Below are 16646 nucleotides of genomic sequence, written 5' to 3' on the forward strand. Positions count from 1 at the left end.
TCTTTAAAATATTTATGCATTTACGACATTCTGCGGTTTGCCGTCCACGTAGCATTTCAGGTTATCAACCGCGATGTCCATCAGCCTCTGCCTTGACTCCTTCGGCGCCCATGCGATATGGGGTGTGAGGATCACGTTCTTTGCTCCAAGGAGCGGGTTATCCATCTGGATGGGCTCTGTGGATACAACGTCCAGGGCAGCTCCTGCCACCTTGCCGCTGTCAAGAGCGTCTCTGAGATCCTGCTCTACAATAAGGGGGCCTCTTGAGTCGTTTATGATCATGACGCCGTCTTTCATTTTGGCGATGGTGTCTTTATTGATGATGCCTTCTGTATCCGGGAACAGCGGGCAGTGCAGGGAGATTACGTCGGACTGCGCCAGCAGCGTGTCCAGATCCACATATTTGCATGTGTCGCTCTCCAGCTCCGGACGCTTGAACGCGTCGTATGCCAGGACTTTCATTCCGAGTGCCTGGGCGATCTTGCCTGTATCCTGTCCGATCCGGCCAAAGCCGATGATACCCATGTTCTTGCCAGCCAGCTCAACAAGAGGATATTTCCAGAAGCACCAGTCCGGATTGCTTGTCCACTCGCCTGCTTTTACAGCGTCAGAGTGCTCGCCGATATGGTGGCACAGCTCCAGCAGAAGAGCGATGGCGAACTGAGAAACAGCGGCTGTTCCGTATGTAGGAATGTTGGATACCGGGATCCCTTTCTCCTTTGCGGCAGCTACATCCACGATGTTGTAGCCTGTTGCCAGAACGCCAATGAACTTCATGCCGGGGCAGGCGTCCATTGTCTCTTTTGTGATAGGAGTCTTGTTTGTGTAGACTACCTCTGCATCCCCGATGCGCTCCACTACATCTTCAGCCTTTGTGCGGTCATACACCGTCACCTCGCCAAAAGCTTCCATTCCCTCCCAGGAAATATCTCCAGGGTTCAGTGTGTAACCGTCTAATACTACGATCTTCATATTCGCTTCTTCCTTTCTTGTGTTGATACTGCGCCGGCCCGGCGGCCGGCATCTTGTTGATAGTGATTTTATATCCTACAGCTCATAGTGTCTCTCTATGAAGTCTGTACTGAACATGCCGCTCTGGAAATCCGGATGATTCAGCACATCGTAGAGGAAATCCAGATTTGTAGTCACTCCCTTGATCCTGAACTCGCCCAGGACGCTGATCATCTTCCGGATGGCGCTCATCCTGTCCCTGTCATAGGCGATGATCTTGACGATCATGGAATCATAGTAGGGCGGTATGGTGTAGCCCGGGTAGATGGCTGTATCCATCCGCACTCCGTTGCCGCCCGGGAGATAGAGCTTCTCCACCGTCCCCGGGCAGGGCATGAAATTATGCAGCGGGTCCTCCGCATTGATCCTGCACTCAAGGGCGTGTCCCCTGAAGCAGATGTCCTCCTGCTTCACACTTAGGGGAAGGCCGGCAGCTACGCTGATCTGCTCCCGGATCAAATCCACACCGGAGACCAGCTCGCTGACCGGGTGCTCCACCTGGATCCTGGTGTTCATCTCCATGAAGAAGAACTCGCCGGACTGGTCCAGGAGGAACTCGATGGTTCCCGCATTCTCGTATCCCACGGCCTTCGCCGCCTGCACTGCTGTGTCACAGATCTTTTCCCGGGTCTCCGGGGAGATAAAGGCACAGGGTGACTCTTCTATCATTTTCTGGTGCCTTCTTTGCACCGAGCAGTCCCTCTCGCCCAGATGGATTACATTCCCGAACTTGTCGGCCATGATCTGGACTTCGATGTGTCTGGGAGACTGTACATAACGCTCCAGGTACATACTGCCGTCCCCGAAGGCGTTCACCGCCTCCTGCTTTGCCGCGTGGAAGAGCCCCGGGAACTCCTGGCTGTTCCAGGCAAGGCGCATGCCTTTTCCGCCGCCTCCCGCAGAGGCTTTGATCATGACGGGGAAGCCGATGACCTCCGCCGCCTCCAGGGCTTCCTCCGCCTCGTACACCGGGCTGTCCGTTCCCGGAACCACAGGGATCCCCGCCTCTTTCATGGTATGTTTTGCCTCGGATTTGTTGCCCATCTTGTCGATAAGCTCACCGGAAGGTCCGATAAATGTAATGCCGAACTTCGCACATTTCTCTGCAAAATCTGCATTTTCAGAGAGAAAGCCAAATCCCGGATGGATAGCCTCCGCCTTTGTGGCCAGGGCCGTGCTGATGAGCCGGTCCATGTCCAGGTAGCTGGCGGACGGAGCCGCCGGACCGATGCAGACTGCCTCATCTGCCAGTCTCACATGCATGGCGTCCTCGTCTGCCTCGGAGTACACTGCCACGGTGCGGATGCCCATCTCCCGGCAGGCCCGGATGATGCGCACAGCGATCTCTCCTCTGTTTGCAATCAGTATTTTCCGAAACATCTTTTTTTGCTCCTATCCCTCGATGACGAAGAGAGGCTGCGCGTACTCTACCAGTTCCCCGTCCTTTACAAGGACTTCAGACACTGTGCCGCCGCATCCTGCCACTACATCGTTCATCATCTTCATTGCCTCGATGGTTCCCATCACCTGTCCCTGTTCCACCGTGCTTCCCACAGTCACAAAGGGCTCTCCGCTCTGGCTGTCAGAGGCATGGAAGATGCCTACAAGGGGCGAGCGTATGATAGTTCCTTCCTGGATGGACACTTCTTCCTCTTTCTCCTCAGGCTCCGCCTGCCGGCTGCTCACCTCCGGGGCTGCCTGGCAGCTTTCTGTCCGGGCCGCCGTCTTTTTGATGGAGATGCGGAAGTCTCCGTCCTGTATCTCAAATTCTGTCACGCCGGATCTGTCCACTTCGTGGAGCAGGGCTGTGATCTTTTCCAGTTTCATGTTTCATTTCCCCTTCTATGTGGCGCCGCACCTGTGCGGCAAGGTTTCTCAGCCCCTCTGTCCCAGACATCTCTCTAGGTTCTTCAGTTCTTTCTGCTGCCGCAGATACAGTTCCTGGGCAAGCTGAATGCCTACTCTCACAAAATGCACCTTGTATCCAGGTACGCTCTGCGCCAGTTTTGGAAGATCCACGGAGATAACGGTTCCGATCTTTGTGTAGCCTCCTGTAGTCTGCCGATCCGCCAGCATGATAATGGGCTGGCCGTTTGTGGGCACCTGGATGGATCCGAACACAATACCGTCTGAGATAGTATTTCCATCCTTGATGTGGTGCAGGGGTTCTTCTCTTTCCAGCCTGCAGCCCATCCGGTCAAATTCATTTGTAATGGTAGCACTGTACCAGAAGAATTTTCTCACTTCCTCCTCGGAAAATGCTGTGTCCTGGGGACCAGTCACCACCCGCAGAGTCACTTCCTTCTGGGGGAATTTCTCCGGTTCAAGCTTTCTCATCTCCATTTTCGGAAGGCTGGTCTTAGGGTTCACAAAGCCGATGGCATCGCCTTTTTCCAGCTTGCGTCCCTCCACGCCGCCGATCTTGTTTCTCATAAGGGTTGCCTTGCTTCCCATCACCACCGGCACGTCCAATCCGCCGGCAAAAGCGATGTAGGCCCGGGCTCCGCCAGTTGCCACACCAAAAGCGACAGTGTCTCCCGCATGGACAAGCACTGCCTGGTACATGGGGATCGGCTCATTGTTCACAGTGGGAGATACATTAGCCCCTGTCACCGCGATGATATTGTCCTTCTCAAACTTCAATGTGGGACCCATAAAAGTCATTTCCAGAGCGCTCTCGCCTCTTTTATTTCCCACTAAGATATTGGCAAGGAAAAAGGACTTGGTATCCATAGGTCCTGCCGGCGACACGCCGTACTGCTGATAGCCGAAACGCCCTTCATCCTGTACAGTCGTCTGTATTCCTGGATTTTCAACAACGATTCCCATCTTCTATTTCACCGCCTTTTTCGCATATGTTTCCACCTTGTAAGTTCCTCTTTCCACATCCGCCTTGATCTGGTCGTACTCCTTCCGGCTGACAGGCTGATATTTCACCCAGTCTCCTGCATGGGCCAGGAAGGGGTCTTCTTTCGTGTAGTCACATACCTTAAGCGGCGTAGCTGCGACAACATTCCATCCGCAGGGCTGATCAAAGGGGATCAGGTTGGAAAGATTTTCTCCAACTACAATAGAACCGCCGTTGATCTTCACTCGCGGCGACTCTCTCCTCTTAAAATGGAAGGGCTCCTCGAACCTTGCCATGTAGGCGTGTCCGGGCGCAAATCCGAGCATATACACATAGTACTCGTGTTCCGAGTGCATCCTGATGAACTCTTCCACAGAGACATTTTCAAATTTTGCGCAGTCCTCCAGATCCAGCGCAAACTCCTTGTCATAGCAGATAGGCACTACCTTTACGATCTGGGATGCCTCGTCCGCCTTCCCCGCGTCCGCCATGCGCTTCTTCACTTCCTCCACAAGCTGATCATAGAGGATCTTCTCCGGTCTGTAGTGGATGAGCAGCGCCGCATAGGTAGGCACCATCTCAACAACTCCCTCAATAGGATCTGTCTCCAGATTGTGCATTAGGCCGCGCACCTTCTGGTTGACATCCAGGCTGATCTCATCGCCGAGCTGGACATACAGGGATTTTTCTCCGCCCATCAGAAATTTTGCCTCCATCTCTTTCACTCCTTTCACCGTTATTGCGATTCGTCTGCTTTTGGTAAATTGTCTTAATTTTTCGCTCAATTAATGCGTTTCTTTATTAATTATTTACAGTATATCACACGGGTTTTGTTTCATAAAATAAATTATTTTTGTGGAATATATTAACATTTTCTATATTTAATGTTCTACTGTCCGACGTATCCCCAGTCTTTTGTCCGCAGATACGCATTGATCTTCTCCTCAAAGACCTGCACGGCCTTCAGGGTGGCCTCGTTTGGATATTTATGCTTGATCTTGTACGTGATCCTCTCGGGAGGCTGCGTGGCGTTGGCGATCTCACTGATCTGCACCGGGCGCAGGCTGGCGATCCGCTCCGCCACAGAGATGGGCACGATAGCCCACAACGTGTCATCTGCCAGCAGATGAAGGAGAAGTTCAAAGGTATCCACCTGTATCCGGGGCCACTCTCCCTTGCTGATGGTCTGGTCATGCCAGATCTGATAGTTGGCCTCCCAGCTCACAAAGATCTCTTTCTGGGGATCCAGTTCATCTGTGTGAATGGCTTCCCTGGGCTCTCCTGCCCGGGCAGACCGCAGGATATACATTTTCTCCCGCATGATAGGTTCTGTCACAATATTTTTAAACTGAAGATGGTGATACACAAACCCAATGTCGATCTCATGGTTTTCCAGAAGTCCATAGAGCTCATAAGAATAGTGCGTTTTAATATGAAGGTTCATCACATGTTCCTTCTCATTCAGGATCTGCCTGTACAGGTCAAAAAGGATGGCACTGTTCATCGTGTCCGTACAGCCCACCGTCAGGCACAGCCTGTCCTGGCTGTGCTTTAAAAGCTGCATCTCCTGCCAGATGGAGACCCACCTCTCCGCAATAGGGATGAATTCCTCCCCCTGGGTAGTCAGCTCGATCTGTTTGTAGCCTTTCTTCCTTGTAATAAGCTTTACATCCAGTTCCTCCTCCAGCGACTTCAGTCTGTGGCTCACAGTGGGCTGGGACAGGAAAAGATTTTCCGCTGTCTTTGTAATATTTTTTGTCTTTACGATCATAAGAAATGTCTCGATATCTGCTAAATTCATGTTCTCCCCCTCCTTTGTCGGGTCTGTCGGTTTCCGTACCCTGCGCGGTCCGTTTTAAATATAAATTTTTTCAATATTATACAATAAAATTATTCATTTCACAATTTTTTTGTGCATGATATAATAAAGGCAAGAAACAAACGGGACTATATCCTATATAAAAGGAGGAGAAACTATGAACGCAGAACACGGAATATTATTCCCGGAGGAATACCAGAAGCACCTGAAGGCACAGTTCTGTTACGCGGATGCAGACCCGCTCTACGGGCCACGTCTTTTCTTCGAGAACTCCGGCGGATCTCTTCGCCTGAGAGCCGCCGTTGAGGCGAAAGCAGCCTGCGAGCAATTCCCGGACTGCCCGGAGAGAAACTATGCCAGAGGTCTGAAGCTGGCTCACTATGTATCCGAGGGAACGAAAGAGATACTGGAGGTTGTCTTCGGAGCCAAAAGCGGCGCTCTCGTGACAGAGCTCTCCGCTTCCCAGACCATGTTCCAGATCGTGGATGTCATTCTTGAAAATGTAAAATGGGGAACGAACGCTGTGACATCCTGCCTGGAGCACCCGTCAGCACACGACGCTGTAGAGTACGCCTGCACGAAGACAGGAAGAGAATTCCGGGAGGTTCCGGCCAACAAGACCACCGGCGGGATTGACGTAGATGAGGTTATGAAATACGTGGACAAGGACACCTGCCTTGTCAGCATCATGGCTGCATCCAACATCTCCGGAAACATCATGGACGTCAAAGAGATCGTCCGGAGAGTGAAGGAAGTCAACCCTGAATGCTATGTGATCACAGACGCTGTACAGCACGCCCCCCACGCTGTCATTGACGTGGAGGACTGGGGCGTTGACGCGACCAACATCGCGCCTTACAAATTCTTTGGTGTAAGAGGCTGCGGATTTGCCTATGTATCGGACCGCGTAGCCACCATGATGCACCACAAACTGACATTTAAAGATCCGAATGTATGGGCTCTTGGAACACCTACTCCCGGCAACTTCGCTGCCATGATGGCTGTCATCGACTATGTATGCTCCATCGGCGAGCATTTCATCCACAGCCAGGACAAGCGCGAGCTGTTCGTGGAGGGTATGAACCGTATCCACATGCAGGAGAGAGCTCTTCTGTACCGTATGCTGGAAGGAACTCCGGAAGTTCCGGGACTCCGTCATATTCCTAATGTGGAAGTTTACGTAGATATGGAAGACCTTACATACAAAGACCTGATCATCGCCATGGGTATCAAGGGCATCGATTACCCCGAGTGCGTTATCGAGTACATGAAGAGAGGCGTCACCGTATTTGAGCGTGTGAGAAGCAGCATGTACTCCAGGAGGATCGTGGACACCCTGGGCATCCCGGGCGCGATCCGCGTATCACCGCTCCACTGTCATGGCGCAGAGGACGTCGACAAATTCCTGAAGATCACAAAGGAGATCGCCGAGTCCGTATAAACATGCTCCACTCTTTACTCATTTCATGATATACAGAGAGGCCCGCAGACACTGTTAACGTCTGCGGGCCTTTCCATTAATTCCGTTTTATCATCCCTGCAACACCGCTGCAGATGCTTCATTTTGTAAAAGTTTGATGTTTTAATGCAATGCAAAAGATCCACAGAAAACTCTGCGGATCTTTCTTAAAAAGTGACTCCGAGGGGAATCGAACCCCGGCCTAAAAGCCCGCAATCCCTTGTGGTTACTGCGTTTGCGGCACATTGCATTTGATACACTTTGATACACTTTTGATACACCTGACATCAGAGACCCGCCACCTGATCGATCGCTTCGATCTTCTGTCTCATGCTCTTCCGATCCTTGTAGTAATAATTCTTTGTAGTCTTAATATCCGTATGCCCCATCTGAGAAATAATAAAAGATTCTTCCGCTCCGCTGTCCAGCAGGATCGTCCCGTATGTTTTCCGGATTTTGTTCAGCGACCTGACCGGAATATCCAGTTTCTGGCAGATGGACTTCAACCGCCACGTAAAACTGTAAGTCCGGATCCGCTTCCCGTTCTTCATAAACACATATTCGCCAAACGGATTTTGTCTCTTAATCTCTTTCACAATCCATAACGCCTGTTTCGGGATCAGTACGGTTCTTATGCCGGCTTCTGTCTTTGGAAAATCCCGTACCTCATACACATTTTCGCCATCCTCATTTTGATAATGGATCTCTGTTCTGTGTACATCAACACTTCTATCCAAGAAATCTTCCTTCTTCAGTGCGGCCAGCTCACCAGGTCTGACACCCGTCTTAAACGCCAGAAGGAGTCCGAGATTAATAAGATCCAGCTGCGAAGAAATAATGTACTGAATGATCTGGTCAGTTTCTTCCTCGGAAAACACCAGTGCCTCATCCGGCTGCTGATTTCTTCGGAATGCTTTTCTTGAGATTTCCATATCAGAGATCACTTCTGTGATACTGAAATCAATGTACTTTTTCTTTTTTGCCAGCTTAAAGATCCCATAAATAAGTGTCCTGAGATTACTGTACCCTTTTGCAGTCAGATTCTTTTCATGGATAATGTTCAGAATGAAATCTTCAATTTCATATTCTGACACGGATTTTATTTTACGCCTGCCGAACACTTCCATACATTCTGAAAATTTTCTGTCATATCTGTTTTTGGTGGCAACAGATATTTCTTCTCTGGAAAGTTTCCCTGTAATCCACTGTTCGTAAACATCCTTCACCGTCGGGTTTTCCATCTGTGCCTTCCAGTAATCCGCAACAATATCTTCTATTCCCTGACGCGTACTGCTCCTCTTGTGTATCCGTTTTTTCTCAGCATCCGGCAAATAGGTATGCCAGAGTCCCTCTTTGCCTTTCCATATACTATATGGATGTTTTTCTATCAATTCCTTTCGTTTATTCAAAGCAATCTGCTCTTGAACGTATTTCACATCAATCATACCGTTTTCAAGAGCGTACTGCAATACATCATTCAGTTCTTTTCTCTCTATTTGCCGGTCACCTCCTTTACGCAGTTTCCCTTCAAACAAGGGCAGGGCCTGTATGCTGTCAGGCACTTTCCAGGCATCCCTCAGGCAGTCTATAAACATTATTTTTGTTTTATTTTTCAGGACTAAGGCAGTCCAGGCAGTTTATTTCACTTCTTAAATAGAAATAAATTATAAAATAAAAAAAGAAGTCATTTTTACCCGCCTGAGCCGCCTGAAACGCCGGGAGCATTTTCTGTTACTCTGTACGGACTTCCACATGGATCCCACGGAAGCCGCGCACGGTCTTCCCATTTCTGCCGGGAAGATTTTTATCATAGGTCAACCCCAGTGTTTCTGCATTCTCATTCAGATACTTCTTGAAGGTATTCTCTGCCCTGGGCCTTTCCAAATTGTCCTCGCACCATTTCCGGTAGGCAGCGTAAAGCCGCCTGGAACTGGCATAGGTTCCTTCTTCCCTTCTCACATATCCGGCAGAATTCAGGAATGAAATGATATTGTTCTCATTTTCCATCAGATCTTCCAGATTCTTCCTTGCCCGGTCACTGATGCTGAATTCAAATCCATTCCGAACCAGTCTGTGCAGTCCTTCCAGACACCACAGTACGATCCCTTCTGTCTCCCGGATCAGCTTGTCTCCCAGATACCGGTCATCCTTCCGGTCGGCAGGCCGGTCTTTTGTCGTCAGTAGGATCTGCCTGCGATAGAACCCATAGGACTGGTCATGGAGAGATTTCAATGATCCGTTTTCTCCAGCAGATCATTCAGAAATGCCAGCCATTTCTCCGGTTTTGGTGCGTCCGGATCATATCGGACCGGGAGGCGGTTCATCGTCCATTCTTTTTCTTCTGTAAAAGTTCCGTCCAGATAATACGTTCCATTGGAAAAATGAACCCGGTCTTCTTTTAACGGAGGCATTTCACACTGGCACATCAGCTTCAATGTACTCAGGATCCGATCCACCATCTTTGCCACATTGGTTTTCTGATAGGGCCGGATCTCATCAAGGATCTCTTTGCGGATCACCTCATCACTGATTTCTCCGTCCAGATCATAAAGTTTGCCGTGGATGCATTTCCGTTCTTTCTTCCGTAGCAGATACTCACCAAAGGCGATCTCATCAATCTGCTTCCCGTCAAACCAGTCCGAAACATCAGGAGGCTGTACATTATCTGTCTCGCCCAGCAACTGTTTCAGGGCTTCCAGGTGTTCCGGTTTCAGGCTCTTGAGGTCTTCCTGCATACCTGAGGATCTCCTTTCCGGCGGACAGCAGAAGTTCCACCCGTTCTTCCAGAGGAGCGCACAACAGAATATCCTTCAGATACTCCACTCTGGGAATCCGATCCAGTGCTTCACAAAACCTGGGATCCAAGTCCGCATCCGATTCTCCCGGTGCATACTGTTTTTTCCAAAGCAAAAGTTGATCCCGATACTGCCAAAGTATGGAAAAGCACTGTCTTTCCAGTTGTTTATAGTTCTGTTCCAATGACGCTGCTTTCATCTTCTTTTTTCGTTTCCCCCGATCCGGCGGCCGCTGCTTCTCATACCGGATCCCGAAATCTTCTGCCAGTTTCAGGGCCGCTTCGCGAATGGACAGGCTAAAATATCCCGCCACGAAATCAATCACATCTCCATCTGCCTGACACCCGAAACAATGAAATCTCTGATCCAGCTTCATGCTGGGATGCCGGTCATGATGGAACGGACAGCGTGCCATGCCCCTGCCTGTCACTTTGATCCCGTAATATTCCGCCGCCTGCCTGGTGGTCACTGTGCTTTTGACTGCTTCATACACATTCATTTCCTATCCCTTCCTTTCGCTCTGCAACAGTCTTTGAAGGGAAGTGATCACCCCTTCATCTATAGAAAGGAAATCGCGCGATTTTACAGCGTGGAATTGCAAAAAATATATTTTCTATCAAAATTTTATATGTTTCGCAAAAGATCCACCACTCAACACCCAATTATTTTCCCTTCACCACTCACACAGGAGAGGGGAAGTTATACAATGTAGACCAAGTAAATTTGCACAAAAAAATACAGTCATCAGGTTTGTATTCCTAATGACTATATAATAATTTAATTATTCATCTAAATAGAAATCATCAAAAACACATGTAATAATACATTTTCTTTCGGTATTCCCTTGCCAACAAAGATGCTATTCGTCCCTATTGGAATCTCCGAGCCAAAGGGCAATTTCCTTTGAAAATCAAAATTTCTATAAAGGCCAGAACGAAAATTGAGGTACAACCAAAACATAAAGCTAGTCCCGCCCGCCGGATTTAATTCCGATGGGCAAAAGATATTTTATCGTTATGGACTGAAGCGAGAAGGGCCTTGTCGAATTATATCACTCAAACCTCTTGCAGCAATTTCAATGTTTTCTTATCTCTTCTTTTTCAATTCATGTTTAAATAGGGCTGCCATCTGATCTTTTCCTCTTTTAGTGTCAAGATCATCAATTTCCATTTCACCATTAAACACCATCGTCATAATTCCTATGTATGCTTCTCCAAGTGCTGCTGTAAGTATACCTGCTGTTGCCGCAGAAATAGCACCACCTGCAGCAGTTCCAATCCCAGGAATAAATTTAACCAAATTGGATACTACAGTTTTTCCTAATAGCGTCGCACCTCCTGATCCTAATGTTGATGAAAGGAACGCGGTAAGAATGCTTTTATTGATGTCGAAACCAAATATAACCGTAATTGATGCAATCATGCCAAGCTGAGTCGGGATAAGCAATGCGCAATCCGAAAACGGAATCGGTGCTGCACCTTCTCCCGCAGCCGCCAGTGTCGCCGTAGCTATCGCAGCTTGCGCTCTTTTCTTTTTCTCAGCCAGACTCGCTATCTGAACATTTTGCAGAGTATCCATCAGCTCATCCGGCAATGCTTCCCCCATTACATGAATCAAGACATCTAGTCCATAAGATTTTGCGACATACTCTTCGTCAATCTCGTAATCCTCTGCTAATACGGGAACAACCTGAACTACGTCTAAATTTTCGTTAAGAATCATCTTCCTCATTGCGTCCGCATTCTTTTTGGAAAAAGACTGTGTCAATACAACAATTATTGGAACCTGTGTTATCTGATTCTCTTTTGAAAGTTCCTTTAACCACTCGATCTCTTCTGGTTCCACACGATTTGATGCAGTATTAATACAATACCAAATACAGTGAATCGCCTTATTAATGTCCTTAGTCGCAAGTCCATTACTAATAGTTTCCATAACTTCCTGTTTGACTTGCTGCTGTACTTCTTTTCCGAGTTCAAATCCTCTTGTGTCGTATATAGCAAGAGGAATTCCTTTCTTGCTTATTTTACGCATATGATCTGTCACTGGTTTTCCCATACCAGTCTCAGCAAGTTTGTCACGAAACACAGCATTGATAAGCGTACTTTTACCCACTCCTGTCTTACCAGCCACTATAATATTTAAAGAATTCAAATTCTTAATCTTCTCAGCTATTGCGTCTATGGCCTCCTGTGCTACCTTATCTGTATCAATAGTCATTTGCTTATTCCCCCTTAATTTTTTCTTTCTTCAGAACTTCGGGTCCCATGTTCTCAAAATCAATTTTGTCCTTCTTAAGCGAAAATTTATAGAGCTTGTTACTATATTTCTTCATCAGTGACGGAATCACTAAAAAACCTATGGTCGTTACAGTCGCAAGTCCAATAAACCAGTAAATTATCTTTCCTTTACTCATGACACTGCCTCCCGTCTTAGTCAGAACTTTTTTATAAAGAATATTTTTTATTCATCCAAATAGAAATCATCCAAAACGTATGTGGTAACAGGGGTAATAAAAAGTTCATACCTAATCACTAATCTGATCAGATCGTTTCCGTCAATCAGAGTAATCGGTGTGCCTTCTCTTGCAGCTTCCCGTGCTTTATTGGTAAATCTGCTGTTTGTAATAAAAACACCGTAGTCTGCTTGAAACTTGTTCATTGCTCCGAGAAATTGATTGATTTCCGGTTCGCTTACCGGATTTGTATTATATCTCTTGCATTGAATCACCACCCTGGTGGTTCTGAAATCCTCTTCATCCACATGATATCCATATCCGTCAATACCACCGTCATTAGATATCTGAATACCTTTGTTGGTAAACTGAACTCCCATTTTTGTGAGCAGCGCTCTGGAAAACTGTTCAAATTTAGCCGGTGACATACTAGCAATCGCACTTTGCAGTCTCACTTTGAAGTCATCTACAATCCCATCCTCTGTCGAAGTTTCCTCTTCACCGTCTTCCACAGTTTGACCTTCAGGCACTGGATTTTTATTTTTGTTTTTAGCAGACTGTTCCGCCCAATACTCCTTGGCTTTATCATGCACCTCTATTGCCGCATCAAAAGAGTCAAGAACAATGCCTGCTCCTTTTTGCGTAAGTGTAATTTTAGGATTGTACTTGATATAAGAGATGATCCCAACATAACTTAATTCTTTGATAGCAAAATTAAACTTAAAATCAAACTTTTTATATTGATTTCCGGTTTTGCCAGACGTGTACAGTTTCTGTTCAAACTCCGCAATCCTCTCGTCTTTTTCTCCAATCCGATCTCTGATTTCTGATCGTTCCAGCTGTCCGCCCGCTTCCTGGAGAACTTCAATAATAGGTTTGATCAGATAAGTTACCTGTTCCTCAGAATTTAACTTATCAAAATACACCTTTTCGACACCTCTTTTCGCCATTTAAGTATTTTTCTTTGTAAGCATCTGATAAAGTTTCATCAGTTCCGCAACACAATCCTCTTCTGACATATTGCGGACAGAGAATCCATAAGCATTCATAACAGCCTTATCATTCTCCGCATGCGCTTTCCGCAATTCAGGCGGCATAGTCAGAGGATCATATAGATCCGCAAGAGAATCATCCGGATATAATTTCCGCGCATCTAAAATCTGCCGTGCTGTCTGCTCAATTTTCTTTCTCTGTTCTTCCGTAGGTGAAGGCCAGGGAAAATTATTATAAACCACATCTTTGGAATATCGATAGTCACTTTTTAGCCTTCCACATACCGCTCTCATCCAGGCCATATGAACATTAGATGTCAAAATTCCAAAATGATATAGTGTCGCATCCGGTACAATTTTCACAAGATTACTACAAAGTACTTCTGGAGTCATAAATCCCATTGGTACATAGCGGCGTCGTTCAGAAGACACCTCTGGGATAAGAATATAATTTGTTCTTGGCATATTCTCAACATGAAAATGTGTTGGATTAGCAGCAAGCTTTCTTGTACCTGCACTTGTACTTTCCAATCTAAATCGTTTTACCGCTTCTACCCTTTTTAAACATTCTGGCATGGAACGCAATTCTTTTGGAGAACATTCTCCAAGCCATAAGCAATACCTAAAATATCCATTGATAAATTCTTTTGAACCGAGCCATTTTTTGAAATATTGTTTGGCTTTTGGTTCTTTTTTTACAAATTCTACCATTTCATCTTCAGTAAACAAATAATACCCCCCATCAATAGGCTTATTCCCTATACCAATCTCTGGAATATCGCAAAGTGGTTTTGTGCGACTACCGATAAATATATTTTCAGCCTCAACAAGATAACCATTTATATTATCAACAATTTTAACTTTTCCTTTATCATACAACCGCTTCCCTTTATCATTAGGTGCAACACTAAAACCAACAATAACGCAATGAACATGTGCTTTCAAACTTGCTTCACTATCCCACAGAAAAGTTCTATATGCAAAATCAATATGTACGCCATTTCCCATAAGATTTTTCCAAAGAATAGATACCTGTTCTCCTTGTGTAATGCTATTTGTTGAAACAAGCGCTGTTCTAATTGATGTTCCCTTCATCATATCAGTTGCTTTTTGATACCAACATGACACGTAATCAAGATTTCCGTTATTTTTCACACTATTAAAAATAGCAAATACGTCTTCTTTCTGCACCGCAGACATAAGCCTTGCCCCTACAAACGGCGGATTTCCCATGATATAGGATAATCTCTCTGCCGAAATCACGCTATTCCAATCAATCCTTAACGCATTCCCCTCAACAATATGCGCATTAGTCTTCAATGGAAGGAAATCCAGATTCATATGTACCACATCTTCCGTCTCTTTCATCATCTGACTTTCCGCAATCCACAGAGCTGTTTTTGCGACAGTGACGGCAAAATCATTGATCTCTATTCCATAGAACTGAGAGATGGATACTTTGATCGGATTATTCATTGTCTCATCAGCAAAAGATATCTGCCCGGACACCTGTCCTTTCTCCATATCGTACAGCATACGGATCACACGGTTTTCCAGTCTCCGGAGGCTGAGATAGGTTTCCGTCAGGAAGTTTCCGCTCCCACAGGCCGGATCAAGGAAAGAGAGTGAAGCAATTTTATTCTGGTATGTTTCCAATTTCAGTCGCTTTGTCCGGATCACATCGATCGACGTGATCTCATCCAGTTCTTTCCTGAGATCATCCAAAAACAGAGGATCGATAACCTTATGGATATTTTCTATACTTGTATAGTGCATGCCACCAGAACGACGTGTCTCTGGATTCAGTGTACTTTCAAACACCGCACCGAAGATTGTCGGCGATATTTTCGACCAGTCAAAATCATCACTGGCATTCTCTAAAATCAAACGAAGAATTTCATCCGTCAATGGTGGTATCTCAATGTTTTCATCCGAAAACAAACCGCCATTAACGTATGGAAACGATGCAAGTAACGGATCATCATCTGCAAGATACTCATCCCGCTCTTCCTGCTTCTGGTCAAGCACCTGAAAAAGCTCTCTCAATCCTTTACGTGCTGTATTTGCAGAAAACTGCCGCATATAATCATGGAACATGTTGCGGCGTCCAAAAATCCCGGCATCCTCGGCATACAAGCAGAATACGATCCGGACACATAGCTTATTTAGGCTTTTCAGAGTTTCCGAATTGTCTGGTTCTTTATATTGCCGAAGAAACGCATCATATAACCTTCCTACAATCTCACCAGCCTGCAGCGAAATCTCCATCTCAAGATTAACTTTTTGAACTTCTTTCTTTATCAAAAAATCCAGACTAGCATACTGCGCCTGCAGGTTATCAAGCTGCAGTTTTACCGGCTCTGGCACTTTTGCATTCATGTCATAAATCCAGATTTCTGAGAAATTGGACGTAACAATCCATCGCGCCCGCTCATCATACGGCAGATTATCATTATATCGCTTTGCCTGCTCATAAGGCGTGAGCATAATACCTCCGGACTGATTGATTTTTTTATCCAAAGGAATTCCCAATGTTTTCTGCTCGATCAGAACGCCAGTCTCCGGAATGTAAGCATCAATCCGTTTTGTGTTTCCATCCACAACAACTTTCTTCTGAAAATCAATATGATCTGTTGCATTCTCTACCCCAAGAATACGTTCCAATATATCCAGCCAATAGGATCTGTCATCCTCGTCTTCTCTTCCTCTTCCTGCCCATTTATTATAAAACTGGCGGGCAGCCTCTCTTCTTTCAGCGTCTGTCATAATAGAACCCTCGAATTATAAAATTAGTATACCGTCTGACTGTCTATAATCAAACAACACCTTAAACATACATAAATTCTATCATGGAACAAATAATTTTCAAAGAGCAAGATCCACCCCGTAATACAAAAGCAGATTTTCTACTTTTTGCATTCTCCGTAGTCTTGCTCTTGATGGGAATACCGCTTCCCATACCCTCGGTGTTTTCTCTATATTTTCAGATACTGCGATCATTCAAACACGGAAAACATTTTGGCTCCCGACAGCAGTCGTTCGCATCAGATACATTCGGGCAAAAGCCTTATCCCGACTCAATGTACAACCAGTTCCGCATTGTTCCCTTTTTACAATTATGGATTATTTTAAAGGGCATTTACACTTCACATCAGGTTGAGTTTTCAGCAGAGCAAGATCCACCCCGGTAATACCAAAACAGAAAATCTGTTATTTGCATTTCTCGGGGCAGCACTCTTGCTGGGAACTCTGTCTTCCCATACCTGC

15 protein-coding genes are annotated in these 16646 nt (G+C 46.2%); 1 reads left to right on the forward strand and 14 read right to left on the reverse strand.

Annotated features, from left to right (window positions below):
* Positions 1–12: 12 nt before the first annotated feature.
* The 6 genes from INF30_RS05260 to INF30_RS05285 form a co-directional block, all read right to left on the reverse strand.
* Positions 13–972, reverse strand: a complete 960-nt coding sequence (locus INF30_RS05260; protein WP_033124679.1) for a D-2-hydroxyacid dehydrogenase — start codon at positions 970–972, stop codon at positions 13–15.
* Positions 973–1047: 75 nt separating this feature from the next.
* Positions 1048–2391, reverse strand: coding sequence for an acetyl-CoA carboxylase biotin carboxylase subunit (gene accC / locus INF30_RS05265; protein WP_226394438.1), 1344 nt, complete (start codon positions 2389–2391; stop codon positions 1048–1050).
* 12 nt (positions 2392–2403) lie between these two features.
* The gene (gene accB, locus INF30_RS05270; RefSeq protein WP_226394439.1) at positions 2404–2838 is read right to left on the reverse strand and encodes an acetyl-CoA carboxylase biotin carboxyl carrier protein; all 435 of its coding nucleotides are present in this window, start codon (positions 2836–2838) and stop codon (positions 2404–2406) included.
* A 48-nt stretch (positions 2839–2886) separates the two neighbouring features.
* Complete coding sequence (locus tag INF30_RS05275) at positions 2887–3840, reverse strand: 5-oxoprolinase subunit C family protein (RefSeq protein ID WP_226394440.1); 954 nt, start codon at positions 3838–3840, stop codon at positions 2887–2889.
* Between the two features lie 3 nt (positions 3841–3843).
* Positions 3844–4575: a 5-oxoprolinase subunit B family protein gene (locus INF30_RS05280; RefSeq protein WP_033124675.1), complete on the reverse strand. Its 732-nt coding sequence runs from the start codon at positions 4573–4575 to the stop codon at positions 3844–3846.
* Between the two features lie 173 nt (positions 4576–4748).
* On the reverse strand, positions 4749–5660 hold the full coding sequence (locus INF30_RS05285; protein WP_226394441.1) for a LysR family transcriptional regulator: 912 nt from the start codon (positions 5658–5660) through the stop codon (positions 4749–4751).
* A 175-nt stretch (positions 5661–5835) separates the two neighbouring features.
* On the opposite strand from INF30_RS05285, the gene INF30_RS05290 reads away from it, so the two are divergent.
* Positions 5836–7119 carry an aminotransferase class V-fold PLP-dependent enzyme gene (locus tag INF30_RS05290; RefSeq protein ID WP_076780395.1) on the forward strand — a complete coding sequence of 428 codons (1284 nt, stop codon included), beginning with the start codon at positions 5836–5838 and terminating at the stop codon, positions 7117–7119.
* Positions 7120–7424: 305 nt separating this feature from the next.
* On the opposite strand, the gene INF30_RS05295 is transcribed toward INF30_RS05290, so the two are convergent.
* From INF30_RS05295 to INF30_RS05330, 8 genes are all read right to left on the reverse strand, one after another.
* A complete protein-coding gene (locus INF30_RS05295; RefSeq protein WP_226394442.1) occupies positions 7425–8378 on the reverse strand; it encodes a tyrosine-type recombinase/integrase in 954 nt (317 codons plus the stop codon).
* Positions 8379–8868: 490 nt separating this feature from the next.
* Positions 8869–9369: a primase-like DNA-binding domain-containing protein gene (locus INF30_RS05300; RefSeq protein WP_076780393.1), complete on the reverse strand. Its 501-nt coding sequence runs from the start codon at positions 9367–9369 to the stop codon at positions 8869–8871.
* On the reverse strand, positions 9366–9872 hold the full coding sequence (locus INF30_RS05305; RefSeq protein ID WP_226394443.1) for a hypothetical protein: 507 nt from the start codon (positions 9870–9872) through the stop codon (positions 9366–9368). Before INF30_RS05305 ends, INF30_RS05300 begins: the two co-directional genes overlap by 4 nt.
* On the reverse strand, positions 9799–10431 hold the full coding sequence (locus INF30_RS05310; protein WP_076780389.1) for a CHC2 zinc finger domain-containing protein: 633 nt from the start codon (positions 10429–10431) through the stop codon (positions 9799–9801). The genes INF30_RS05305 and INF30_RS05310 overlap by 74 nt, the downstream gene beginning before the upstream one ends.
* A 587-nt stretch (positions 10432–11018) precedes the next feature.
* Entirely contained in the window at positions 11019–12152 is a 1134-nt protein-coding gene (locus INF30_RS05315; protein WP_076780387.1) for a YcjF family protein, read from the reverse strand.
* Positions 12153–12156: 4 nt separating this feature from the next.
* Positions 12157–12348 carry a hypothetical protein gene (locus INF30_RS05320; RefSeq protein ID WP_076780385.1) on the reverse strand — a complete coding sequence of 64 codons (192 nt, stop codon included), beginning with the start codon at positions 12346–12348 and terminating at the stop codon, positions 12157–12159.
* Positions 12349–12395: 47 nt separating this feature from the next.
* Positions 12396–13337 (reverse strand): restriction endonuclease, encoded by a 942-nt coding sequence (locus tag INF30_RS05325; protein WP_076780383.1) that lies wholly within the window; start codon positions 13335–13337, stop codon positions 12396–12398.
* Positions 13338–16145, reverse strand: a complete 2808-nt coding sequence (locus INF30_RS05330) for a DNA methyltransferase (RefSeq protein WP_076780381.1) — start codon at positions 16143–16145, stop codon at positions 13338–13340.
* Positions 16146–16646 lie beyond the last annotated feature (501 nt).

Source organism: Claveliimonas monacensis (assembly GCF_014982975.1).
In the GTDB taxonomy this organism is placed as follows: Bacteria; Bacillota; Clostridia; order Lachnospirales; family Lachnospiraceae; genus Claveliimonas; species Claveliimonas monacensis.